We start from the raw sequence: 12397 nt of genomic DNA, 5'->3' as shown, positions 1-12397 counted from the left end.
TCTAGATGTCGAAAAAATTCTTATTTCTTTTAATATCTAAACGGCTTAGCCTTTTCTGCCAATTTTTCCGCTGATTTTGAAGCTGTGTTTCTTTTTGAAATGGGATTTCAGGAAGTAAATTATTCCCTATTTCCGTATAAATATACGCCTGCTCATAGTCCTTTACTTTATGTTCAAAAAGCATGGCCAATTGTTCATATGCCTGCAGCTGTTTTCTGACAGGGATGGCTGGAAGTGCTGTCTGGAATGATTGAATCGCTAAATCCGTTTCACCAATCCGCTTTAATTCATACGCTAAATAATAATGGGCATAGCCGGTATCTTTTGTTTCGAAATGTGCTGTCACAGCCTGCAAGATTTCGGTACTTGTTTGCCGCTTCTTCAAGTCGCCGAACCATTTCCCGATATTCGTATACGTTGTAGCCGACTCTGTTGATATATCATCAAACAATAAGTTCGTCGAGTGAATATACAATGTAATTAAGGACAGTAAATCCCATTCATTGTGCAGCAGTACTTTCATCAACGTTTCCGCATTCCCGCTCTTAACAGCATCAAAGTAAATAATCGGAGCTAAATGACCCGGTATATCCCCAACCCGGTGAAAACCGAGCTTATCCTGTTCTACTTGCGTAAGCTTCATACGTGATAAATCATCTTTCCAAAGTCGTTTCGTACTATGCAGCAAGTCAATTTGACGCTGTGACTTCAGCGGCGGCAAAAATTGCTGGTTCAACGTCCAGCGTACTTGAAGCTGCGGCCAGTCGAAACTTTTTCCGTTATAGGATACAACCGTTACATTCCGCTGCCATAGTTTCGATTCAAAAAGAAGAGCCGCTTCATTCGAAGGGTCCGCCAATACATACTGTGTGAGCGTAAAACCTTCATCATCCGCTTCCAAAAAGCCGAGGAGGAAAATATGGGTACCCGCGCCTTTCAAACCGGTTGTTTCTGTATCAAAAAACACGATTGTTTCATCACCGCTAATGGCAAACGGATGATCTTCGGCTTGGGACTTCCAACGCTTTAAAGAAGGAAAAAACTCCCCTAGCTTGTAGTCGCCATGCTTGTAATCAAACGGATAATGCACTTCCCGTTTAAAAAGCATGCCGAATTCATTTTCCACCAGTTCAAGTCCTGCCTGTTGCCATTGTTCACTGTAAAATGGCGGTTCCGGTTTAATGAATTTTGGTTTTTCTTTTTTTTGCTCCGTTTTTTTGCCTAGCAGTTTTTTCATTTGCAATAGCTTATTTTCGTACGACATGCTCTCACATCATTTCGTTAATTAAAATATTCAATACTTTCATCACTTGTTTTTTATTTTCTCCTAAACTATCCTGCGCACCGATGCATGAAGGGCAGCCTTGCTGACATGGACAGTTTTCCACATGCTGTGCCGTTCTTTCAAGCAGTGACAGTAAAACATCATACACACGTTCACTTAAACCGATACCTCCAGGGTAACTGTCATAAATAAACAATGTCGGTTTTTCATTATGAACCGCTTTTACTTGCGGGACAACCGACACATCCGACCGATCGCAGTGGATGAATAACGGGATAAAACTTCCCATTGCATAGGCTGCCCCTGTCAGTGCGTCGGTCAGTTGCTCTTCTGTCCATTTATTCGGCAACTCAAAGCTCATCCACGTGGCATTTGTATGCATCTCCATTGGAGGAATTGAAATAGGGCCTGAACCGATATTGTCATGTGTATTAAAACGGATTTTCTTAAAGATGGTCGGAATAGCTAAAATGCTTACATCGCCGTAGCTTACTGTCGAATTTTTAAATGGTGCCGATTTATCTTCACTTAGCACTTTCAGCTCGATCGCCAAATTCGCATCTGTAAAGTAGTCGACATCCACTTCCCGGACGAAAGCCTTTTTCTCTTCCCAGTCGAGTTTTTCGACCTGGAACTGTATCCCTTGGTGTAAATAGATCGCTTCTTCATGTAAAAGAGTCATTGCACTGTAAGTATCCATTTCGCCGATCACTTTCGTATTGGCAGGAGTTGAAATATCAATAATGACGACATTTTCCTGTGCTGCAGAGCGCAGTGAAATTTCATGCGCCGGGAATCTGTCGCTCATCCAGTGCCATTTCGTACTCGTTCGGACAAGTACACCCTCTTCTTCTAAATACGCTAACAGTTCCTGAACTTCATATTCCCCATACGTATCTTCCATCGAAAATGGCAGTTCAAATGCCGCACACTTCAAATGCTCCATTAAAATTAACAGATTTTCAGGATTAATACGCGCTTCTTCTGGTGAACTTCCTAATAGATAACTAGGATTTTGGACAACATATTGATCCAATGCCGTAGATTGCGCAACATATACAATGAGTGCCTCATCCTGACGTCTTCCTGCCCTGCCCGCCTGCTGCCACGCACTCGCGATATTCCCCGGGTATCCGGTCATAATACATGCCTGCAATTGGCCGATATCGACACCCAATTCCAGTGCGTTCGTACTGACGACCATCTGTATCGATCCTGTCCGTAAACCTTTTTCAATCTCCCGCCGTTCACTCGGCAAATAACCGCCGCGATACCCTTGAATCGATTCGTCCATAATTTTTTTCGCTGTTAACGACTTTAAATACGTCACAAGCATTTCCACACGGACTCTTGATTTCGCGAAAATAATCGTCTGAATACCCGCTTCAAACAAGCGCTTCGAAATATCGCGCACTTCGAGCACTGCACTTCGTCTTACACCAAATGTCGGGTGGACGATCGGCGGATTGTAAAAAATAAATGTTTTCTTCCCAACAGGCGCCCCTGATTGCTCGATCAGCTCATGCTTACTGTTTGTCAGGCTTTCCGCCAGTTCTTTAGGGTTTTTGATTGTGGCACTCGTACAAATAAAAATCGGATTGCTTCCATAAAATTCGCAAATACGCTGAAGTCTTCTTATAACATGTGCGACATGTGAACCGAACACACCTTTATACGTATGTAACTCATCAATGACGATGTACTTCAAGTTTTCAAAAAGGGATACCCATTTTGTATGGTGCGGTAAAATCCCTGAATGCAGCATATCGGGATTGGTCATGACGATATGGCCCGCTTTCCGGATTTTTTGGCGGATGCCTGGCGCAGTATCTCCATCATATGTGTAACTTAAAATATCCTCATCCATCAGTTCAATCAACTCATTAAGATCTGATTTCTGGTCCTGTGCAAGCGCCTTTGTAGGAAACAAATAAATGGCGCGACTTGAGCGGTCTTCTAAAATTTGCTGTAATACCGGCAGATGGTAGCAATACGATTTTCCCGAAGCTGTCGGTGTAATCGCAGTAAAATGTTTTTGCTGTTGTGCATAGTCGAACGCTTTGCGCTGATGGATATAAAGCTGTTCAATTCCGCGTCCATGCAATGCTTTAACAATCGATGGGTGTAAATTGGATGGGAAATCTGCATACTGTGCCTGCTTTTCATCAATCGTATGCATAGCGACAATATTCTGTTTCATTTCTTCCTCGTATTGCCACTCGTCGACAAGCTGCGAAATCGTTCTTTTCTTACTAAGCACCGTCTTCACCTTCCTCAATCTTTGTTGCGAGTAGCTTCAATGTGTATTGGGCAGATTGGATCGATTGAATAAACCGTTTTTTGCTCGTTCCTTTAAAGAAAGACTGTACAACAAATTGTTCCATCGCATCGGCTGCGTGGTCAATTTGCTGTACGTATAAATTTTTTGGGTGCTGGCTTTTTATCCAATTTGTCGCATGCTGCTGCCATTCGTGAATACGTGTATGGACGTCATCGACATGCGGCTTGACCTCATTGAAAAAATCGGGCTCCCTGTCTAAACGTCGCATTTCCTGAAAACGGTGTAAACACGCATCACATTCTTCTATTAATTTGTATGTTTCATCTATCAATTGCATAAAGTGCACCTCGAGTAATTTCATCTGTTTTAACCTTGCAGCGCAAATTACCGTATTTCACTGCAAAAGTTACTTTTTATTGATCTTTGCCCATTCAGGCTAAAGTATATTTGTTCTTAAGTGTATCAAATTCTCCTCGTTTGTACTACTTATATGCGAACAGGCATTCTTTACTTGACTCTTTGTTTCTGCTAAGCTAACTTTTTGATAAACAGTGAGTAGATTGGTTAAATGCTCCACTTTCATTCTTAATTGCTCGCGTTCCATTTGCAGTGATAATAATGTTTGTGCCATTTCAACTTGTTCGATTAAGCGTGATAATTTCGACATATAATGCCCCCTTTTCCACAATGATTCTTTCTTTTTTTACGGAATCCTTGTCATGTGGCAAAAATAGTGTCCATTCGCTAAAAGAAGTTATATTTTGCATAGCTTTTACAAAATTATTAACGGGTACATTGTTTGTGATACACTATTAACGTATTATTTCTTCCAGGAAAGAAGGTGATTCCATGGTGATTCGTTATCCAAACGGTAAACTCTATGAAAATGCCCCAAAGGTTGAGAAAAATAAAGAATCTGCCAAGTTTCAATCGAGTGCTAAAGAAAAAAATAAAAGAGCCGTCAATTACAGTAACCGTGGAAAAAGCTTAGAAGATGACCTAAATGAAACAAATATGTTTTATTTACATAGGAATATGGCAAATATACACAAGAAACCTGTTCCTATACAAATCGTCAAAGTAGATTATCCGGCTAGAAGTGCTGCTGTCATTAAAGAGGCTTATTTCCGCACACCTTCAACGACGGATTATAATGGCGTATGGAATGGATACTACATTGATTTTGAAGCAAAAGAAACGGATAGTAAAACATCCTTTCCATTAAAAAACATTCACCCCCATCAAATGGATCATATGCATTCCGTGACAAATCAACGAGGCGTTGCGTTTTTCATTGTACGATTCAGCATGCTAAACCGGAATTTTGTTATTTCTTATGATATTGTGGCAAAATGGTTTTCAGCAATGGATGAAGGGGGAAGAAAATCTATACCAATCGCCGTATTCGAGCAGGATGCCTTCGAAATTTCCGAAGGTTATTTACCGAGGCTCGACTATTTGCAAGCGGTAAAAAAGTTAATCGCAAACAACAATGTTTGTGAAAGTGAGGAGAAACAACGTGACGGAGAATAGAAAAACACGCGAACAGATTAAACGCGAACGTCAACAACAAAACAAAAAATCCAGAAAACCGAAAACTTCTGCTGGGAAATGGATTAAGCGCATTGTTTTAGCAATCGTTTTAATTGGGGTAATTGGTTTCTTAAGTGGTGCTGCATTATTTGGCTACTATGTGAGCAAAGCACCGGAACTGGATGAGGATGCATTAAAGGATCCGATTTCATCGGAATTTTATGATATAAATGGCGAACTTTTTGCAACAATTGGTGCAGAAAAACGAAATTATGTTAAATATGAAGATATTCCACAGCAGATGATTGATGCGATTATTGCAACAGAAGATGCACGATTTTTCGATCACTTCGGTGTAGACTTGTGGCGTCTTGGCGGTGCCGTACTTGCCAACTTCCGTGATGGATTTGGTGCACAGGGTGCGAGTACCATTACTCAGCAAGTTGTAAAGAACTCATTCTTTACCAATGAGAAAAAGCTGGAGCGTAAAGCACAGGAAGCTTGGCTCGCAATCAAGCTGGAACGTGAATATAGTAAAGAAGAAATTTTCGAAATGTACTTTAATAAAATCTTAATGTCAGGTAGAATTCATGGCTTTGGTACAGCAGCCAAAGAATTTTACGGAAAAGAATTAAGTGAACTGTCATTGGCTGAATATGCTCAATTAGCAGGGATGCCGCAAAGTCCAAACAATTATAACCCGTACAAAAAGCCGGACCGTGCTAAAAAACGTCGTAATATCGTTTTAGGTTTAATGGTTCAGCACGGGAAAATTAGCGAAGCGGAAGCGGAAAAAGCGAAAAAGGAACCTATTACTGGCGGACTCATTCCTGAAGAAGAGCGTGTAGCTAACAGTACAACGAAATACCCGGCCTTTTTGGATGTCGTTTTAGCAGAACTTGAAAAAAATGGTGACAGCGAACTGACTTCTGAAGGGATCAAAGTTTATACAACGCTAGATCCAAAAGCACAGACGACTGTAGAAAATTTAATGAACAATGACAGCAACTTCCCTACCGAAGAGATCCAAGCCGGTGTTGCAGTCATCGATACACCAACAGGTGAAATTCGTGCAATTGGCGGCGGACGAAATTATACAGGTGAATTTAACTATAACTTTGCCTACGATATGACAACACGCCAGCCTGGTTCAACTTTAAAACCTTTAATTGATTACGGGCCAGCCATTGAATATTTAAAATGGTCGACTGGTCAGACTACGGTCGATGAAAAGATTACGTATTCCGGTTCTGATCAGGTAATCGGTAACTGGGACGGCCGCTATTTAGGCGCGATGACAGTGCGTGAAGCGCTTTATACATCACGAAATATTCCGGCTGTGAAAACTTTCCGCGAAGTCGGTCCTGAACGTGCGAAAGAGTTTTTAGGCAACTTAGGGATTAAATCAAGCGGATTGACAGAATCGGAAGCACTTGGTGGAGGACGCGTCAATATTTCTCCTGTCCAAATGGCCGCTTCCTATGCAGCATTCGGCAACAACGGTACTTATAATAGTCCGCATGCCATTACGAAAATTGTTTTCCGTGATGGAAAAACGTCAAAATCATTTAAACCGGAATCCAAAAAAGCGATGAGTGATTATACTGCTTATATGGTAACGGATATTTTACGTGATACAGTTAGTAACAAACGCAATGCCTCTGCGCCGCGTGCAGCAGTAGCAGGCGTTGATATTGCAGGTAAAACCGGTACAACTAACTATGGATCAGATGAATTTGAAAAGTTCAATTTAAAGAATGGCTCAGTACCGGATACATGGTTTGCCGGTTATACAACAAACTACTCGATCGCGATTTGGGGCGGGTATTCACAGCGTAAAGATGCCATTACAACTTGGGAAGAGCGCTGGTTGCCGCAACAATTGTTCAAATCGATCATGACGGATTTAAATCAGCATAACCCGTCGTCATCATTTAAACAGCCAAGCAGTGTCGTATCGGCTTCGATTGTCGTTGGATCAAATCCATTAAAGCTGGCGAATGAATATACACCAGCTACACAAAAAGCGACAGAACTATTTGTTAAAGGAACGGAGCCAACTGAGTATACAGAGGAATTTGTTCCTCAAAATTTAGATGCACCTACTGGTTTACAGGCATCATTTAATGATGCAGCACAACTTGCAGATATTTCCTGGTCTCATTCTTCACTTAACGGTTCTGGTGAAGATACAGATCCTGTCACATTTGAAGTTTCAATGAAAGTAGATGGCGGTCCGGCAACAGTCATTTCGACGACAAGCGCAACCGCTATTCAAGTACCGAACATTGAACGAGGGAAAGAATATACATTTACAGTTACAGCCATTTCGGGTGATTTACGAAGTGATCCGGCTAGCGTTGGACTATACGTAGACGGAAATACAACACCAGAGCCTGAAGATCCGAATGACTCCATTGAAGATCCGAATGATGCAGAACAACCGGAACAGCCGGGTAACGGGAATAACAATGGGAATAACGGAAACGGCAATAACGGAAATGGTAACAACGGGAATGGCAATGGCAATGGCAATAACGGGAACGGCAATGGCAGCGGTAATACCGAAGAGCCAGATGAGCCAGACCCTGAGCCATCACAACCAAACCAGCCAAGCCCACCGACTTCTGGTGGTGAAACAAGACCTGAAGACTCGGAAGACGATTAAACTAAAAAACATCAATTTTTCTCTTAGAGGGAAAAATTGATGTTTTTTCTTTATGAAAAGCCGTATTTACTTTTTTATTCTCAGTCGTGCACAGCGCTTTTTCGTTTCTTTATAAAGTTCGTCCAATTGACGATAGCATGCATATTGTCCGGGACGTGCTTTTATAAACTGCAGACGCTCCATTCCGTTAATTGGCATGAGCTCGTACTCACTTTGCACAGAAAACGGTGTCTCAGTCATAGAACCACTCACAATAAACTGCTCAAAATGTTCGATTCCTTCTACCATGAATTGCTGGGCTGATCCGTCACGTCGTTCATGGGCTGCATGAATCGTTTCACGCAAAACTTCCCATTCACCGTACCAAGCGTCCACCACTTCTTTTGAAATTGCCTCTTGTTGAACTGAAATCATCATATTTTTACCAAACCTTTTTTCAAACGTTTTTGCCCTTCCCGACAGTCATCCAATAACGGACATGACCCGCAGCCGGGATTTTGAGCTTTACAATGATAACGACCGAAGAAAATAATTTGATGATGGGCCCGGCTCCATCGTTCTATCGGCGTCTTTTTCATGATCGTTTCTTCTACTTCCAGCACACTGTCTTTCCACCGACAAAGTCCTAATCGTTTCGAGACACGCTCTACATGCGTATCGACAGCCATCGCAGGAACATCAAAGGCAACCGACAAGACAACATTGGCTGTTTTACGGCCGACACCTGGCAATGTTACAAGCTCTTCACGCGATGCCGGAACCTCCCCGCCATATTCATTTATAAGACGGGCACATAATAATTGAATATTTTTCGCTTTGTTTCGGTAAAGGCCAATTGAACGAATATCATTTTGCAGTTCCTCAAGTGATACATTTAAATAATCCTGAGGTGTTTTATATTTTTGAAATAATTCTTTCGTCACTTTATTGACGAGGACATCCGTACATTGCGCAGATAATAATGTCGCAATCGTCAACTCAAACGGATTGTCATGCACTAATTCACAATGTGCATCCGGAAACATCCGATCCATCTCATCTAAAAAGTGATTCCATTTTGCTTTTGTTAACATAAAAGTTTTGGTGTCCTCCTATTCTCGCTCCTCTAACCAATTATAGAAAGAAACTTTTTCCGTTTTCTGGACTGCTTTTTGCTGATGTACCGGTTGAACCGGTGCAGCGGTCATTGTATTTTTACGGTATTGCTCACTATGTTTTTCAATTTGTGCAATTGTTTTTATGTTGCGCTTCTTCCACTCGATTAAAATTCGATCGATGTAGCGTAAGTTTACTTTATCAGCAAGTACTGCTTCTTTTAAGGCGGCTTTTATAATTTCAGGACTATGTTGATCCAAGTCCATCCACATGCCGATTGTTTCAATTTCCATTGGGGATAGCAGGCGTCCCAGCTCTTGTTCAAATAGCTGGAAAATTTTCGCCTCGTCCAATTTGTTGGCAGTTGAAACCTGCTGTTGTGCTTTTGATTGCAGCAGATCGAGCAGTCTTTCCCATAGCGGATAAATTGAATATTTCTCGGCAAGACGCCCGGAATCATCAGTGCTTTGAGATATTTCGACAAACCCTTTTTGCATCAGGCGTTGTATGATTTGAGAAATAGCGGTCAATTGGAAATTTGTCCGCTGCATTAAATCATTTGGTGTCGGAAAGTCGATTCCTTCCTGTTCGAACGTTAATAAATGTAGAATAATCAATGCTTCGTCATCTTGTATGTTCAATTCGCTATAATGTTTAAAGAATAATTGTGGAATAGTAATTTGTAATTGCTCCGTCCAAACGCGGATTCGATTAAAATTTTTAGACATCGTTGAATCCCCCTTTGTGCGCTCGTAACGACAAAACGCCCGGCAAAATTCCGGACGTTTTCTCGTTGTATAGATTAAGTTCTTCACCAAAGTATAACGTTGATTTCCATTCCGGGTCGGACGCTTTCCAGGGGCACGAGGCCAACACGATGTTGGTTACAAAAGCGTTGCCATAGGACGTGGCGTTTTTAGCTTTTGTTCCTAGTCTCAGGCAACGTGCTTGGCCCCTCGGAGTCGCTTCCCCTTCATTCCAATCAACGTTTGATGGATGACCATTAATTATGGATATAAACGGTTTAATAAACGTGGGAATGGGATGGACTCACGGATATGTTCTGTTCCGGAAATCCATGCAACTGTACGCTCTAACCCTAAGCCGAAGCCTGAGTGAGGTACTGCACCTTGTTTACAAAGATCTAAATACCATGCATATGCATCCATTGATAAGTTATGTTGTTCTAAACGTGATTTCATTAGCTCATAATCATAAATACGTTCAGAACCACCGATAATCTCACCATATCCTTCAGGAGCGATTAAGTCTGCACATAAAACGACATCATCGCGCTCTGGGTGTGGCTGCATGTAGAACGGTTTAATACCGATCGGGTAGCATGTGATAAATACTGGTTTGTCGAAATGGTTGGCAATTGCTGTTTCGTGTGGCGCACCGAAGTCATCGCCCCATTGAATATCATCAAAGCCTTGCTCATGTAAAAACTCGATTGCTTCATCGTAAGAAATACGCGGGAATGGTGCTTTCACGTTTTCAAGTTTTGAAGTATCTCGGCCTAGACGCTCTAGATCAAGCTTACAGTTTTTCAGAACAGATTGTACGATATGTGATACGTATTGCTCTTGTACTTCCAAGCTCTCATCATGCTCAACGAATGCCATTTCAGGCTCGATCATCCAGAATTCGATTAAGTGACGACGTGTTTTAGATTTTTCTGCTCGGAATGTAGGACCGAACGAGAATACTTTTCCTAATGCCATTGCAGCAGCTTCCATGTAAAGCTGACCTGATTGAGACAGGAATGCATCTTCATCGAAATATTTTGTGTGGAACAGCTCTGACGTACCTTCAGGTGAAGAACCTGTTAAGATTGGCGGATCCATTTTTGTAAAGCCATTCTCATTGAAGAATTCATATGTTGCACGAATGATTTCGTTACGTACTTTCATGATTGCATGTTGTTTACGAGAACGTAACCATAAGTGACGGTTGTCCATTAAAAATTCTGTACCATGCTCTTTTGGTGTAATTGGATAATCTTTCGCAGGACTGATTACTTCGATACCAGTAACATTTAATTCAGCTCCGAAAGAAGAACGCTCGTCCGCTTTCACTTCACCAATAACATACATTGAAGTTTCCTGTGTCATGCCTTTAGCTACTGCGAAAAGTTCTTCGCCTACTTCTGCTTTTACAACTACGCCTTGTGCGAAGCCTGAGCCATCACGTAATTGAAGGAAAGCTAATTTACCGCTAGAACGTTTGTTAGCCAACCACGTACCAATTTTTACTGTTTCGCCAATATGATTTGGCATATCTTTAATCATAATTTTTTTCATAAAGTCCAAGTCCTCCAAAGCTTATGTTGCAAGGACGCTTAATCTTGCCATTTTGATTTAACAAAGGCATCGATTCGGCGAACTGCTTCTTCTAATAATTCTAAAGATGTCGCATACGATAAACGTATTGTCGCTGGTGCACCAAATCCTGAACCTGGAATGACCGCAACATTTGCTTCTGTTAATAGTGCCGATACAAAATCATCCACTGAAGTGTAGCCTGTTTTCTCCGCTGTTTCCGAAACATCCGGTAATAAGTAGAAAGCACCTTGTGGCTTTAATACTTTCACACCTGGAATTGCTGCAAGTTTCGGGAAGATAGCTTCTAAACGTGATTCAAACGCTTGTCTCATCTTTTCTACTGCATCCTGCGAGCCGTTATATGCTTCGATCGTTGCATATTGCGCTGTTGTTGTTGCATTTGAAGTAGAGTGAGATGCTAAATCCGTCATCGCTTTAATGATTGTCGCGTCACCAGCTGCATAGCCAATGCGCCAACCTGTCATAGAGTGAGATTTTGCAACACCGTTTACAACAATTGTACGTGCTTTCACTGCGTCTGAAACTTCCGCAATTGAATAATGCTCTATACCATTGTAAACAAGCTTTTCATAAATTTCATCTGAAACGATTAAAATATCCTTTTCTTCTGCAACTTGTGCAAGCTCAGCCAATTCTTCCTTCGAATAAATCATACCAGAAGGATTCGACGGCGAGTTGATAATTACCGCTTTTGTTTTCTCAGTAACGGCATCACGTAGTTGCTGCGCTGTAATTTTAAAGTTCTGTTCCTGTGTTCCTTCCACATATACAGGAACACCGCCAGCAAGCTTCACTTGCTCAGGATAAGATACCCAGTATGGAATTGGGATAATTACTTCATCGCCCTCATTTAAAATAACTTGGAACAATGTATACAGAACGTGCTTTGCTCCGACACCAACGATTATCTCATTTGCTTTGTATGTAAGATTATTGTCACGAGCCAATTTATCAATGATCGCTTTCTTTAAAGCAGGTAACCCTCCAGCAGGTGTATATTTTGTCAGACCAGCATCCATCGATTGTTTTGCTGCATTTAAAATATTTTCCGGCGTATTAAAGTCCGGCTCCCCCGCACCTAAACCAATAACATCAATACCTTGCTCCTTTAACTCTTTCGCTTTAGCTGTGATTGCCAAAGTTGAAGATGGTGTTAAAGTCTTTACACGATTTGCCAACAATTGTTTCAT

General features: G+C 41.5%; 11 protein-coding genes. 2 read left to right on the top strand and 9 right to left on the bottom strand.

Translation table 11 applies throughout. From position 1 onward, the window contains the following. Position 1 precedes the first annotated feature (1 nt). The 4 genes from MKY27_RS06310 to MKY27_RS06295 form a co-directional block, all read right to left on the bottom strand. Entirely contained in the window at positions 2-1264 is a 1263-nt protein-coding gene (locus MKY27_RS06310) for a ribonuclease H-like domain-containing protein (RefSeq protein WP_339198666.1), read from the bottom strand. 4 nt (positions 1265-1268) lie between these two features. Beyond that, positions 1269-3545 (bottom strand): DEAD/DEAH box helicase, encoded by a 2277-nt coding sequence (locus MKY27_RS06305; RefSeq protein WP_339198664.1) that lies wholly within the window; start codon positions 3543-3545, stop codon positions 1269-1271. Beyond that, complete coding sequence (locus MKY27_RS06300; RefSeq protein ID WP_339198661.1) at positions 3538-3903, bottom strand: YppE family protein; 366 nt, start codon at positions 3901-3903, stop codon at positions 3538-3540. Before MKY27_RS06300 ends, MKY27_RS06305 begins: the two co-directional genes overlap by 8 nt. Before the next feature lie 99 nt (positions 3904-4002). After that, the gene (locus MKY27_RS06295; RefSeq protein WP_339198659.1) at positions 4003-4233 is read right to left on the bottom strand and encodes a molecular chaperone; all 231 of its coding nucleotides are present in this window, start codon (positions 4231-4233) and stop codon (positions 4003-4005) included. 182 nt (positions 4234-4415) lie between these two features. On the opposite strand from MKY27_RS06295, the gene recU reads away from it, so the two are divergent. After that, the gene (gene recU / locus MKY27_RS06290; RefSeq protein WP_339198658.1) at positions 4416-5099 is read left to right on the top strand and encodes a Holliday junction resolvase RecU; all 684 of its coding nucleotides are present in this window, start codon (positions 4416-4418) and stop codon (positions 5097-5099) included. After that, the gene (locus tag MKY27_RS06285; protein ID WP_339198655.1) at positions 5086-7767 is read left to right on the top strand and encodes a PBP1A family penicillin-binding protein; all 2682 of its coding nucleotides are present in this window, start codon (positions 5086-5088) and stop codon (positions 7765-7767) included. The genes recU and MKY27_RS06285 overlap by 14 nt, the downstream gene beginning before the upstream one ends. Before the next feature lie 66 nt (positions 7768-7833). Here the strand turns inward: MKY27_RS06285 and MKY27_RS06280 are convergent, their stop codons facing one another. The 5 genes from MKY27_RS06280 to MKY27_RS06260 all read right to left on the bottom strand — a co-directional run bounded on the left by MKY27_RS06280 (position 7834) and on the right by MKY27_RS06260 (position 12397). Then, positions 7834-8184: a YpoC family protein gene (locus tag MKY27_RS06280; RefSeq protein ID WP_339198652.1), complete on the bottom strand. Its 351-nt coding sequence runs from the start codon at positions 8182-8184 to the stop codon at positions 7834-7836. After that, positions 8181-8840 carry an endonuclease III gene (gene nth, locus MKY27_RS06275; RefSeq protein WP_339198649.1) on the bottom strand — a complete coding sequence of 220 codons (660 nt, stop codon included), beginning with the start codon at positions 8838-8840 and terminating at the stop codon, positions 8181-8183. Before nth ends, MKY27_RS06280 begins: the two co-directional genes overlap by 4 nt. An 18-nt stretch (positions 8841-8858) precedes the next feature. Then, positions 8859-9590, bottom strand: a complete 732-nt coding sequence (locus tag MKY27_RS06270) for a DnaD domain-containing protein (RefSeq protein ID WP_339198646.1) — start codon at positions 9588-9590, stop codon at positions 8859-8861. A gap of 279 nt (positions 9591-9869) precedes the next feature. Then, a complete protein-coding gene (asnS, locus tag MKY27_RS06265; protein ID WP_079525914.1) occupies positions 9870-11165 on the bottom strand; it encodes an asparagine--tRNA ligase in 1296 nt (431 codons plus the stop codon). Between the two features lie 38 nt (positions 11166-11203). Further along, the gene (locus tag MKY27_RS06260) at positions 11204-12397 is read right to left on the bottom strand and encodes a pyridoxal phosphate-dependent aminotransferase (protein ID WP_339198643.1); all 1194 of its coding nucleotides are present in this window, start codon (positions 12395-12397) and stop codon (positions 11204-11206) included.

The organism is Solibacillus sp. FSL R5-0449 (genome assembly GCF_037975215.1).
In the GTDB taxonomy this organism is placed as follows: domain Bacteria; phylum Bacillota; class Bacilli; order Bacillales_A; family Planococcaceae; genus Solibacillus.
Note: the sequence above shows the minus strand (reverse complement) of the source record. Positions and strands in the feature narration are given on the sequence as shown.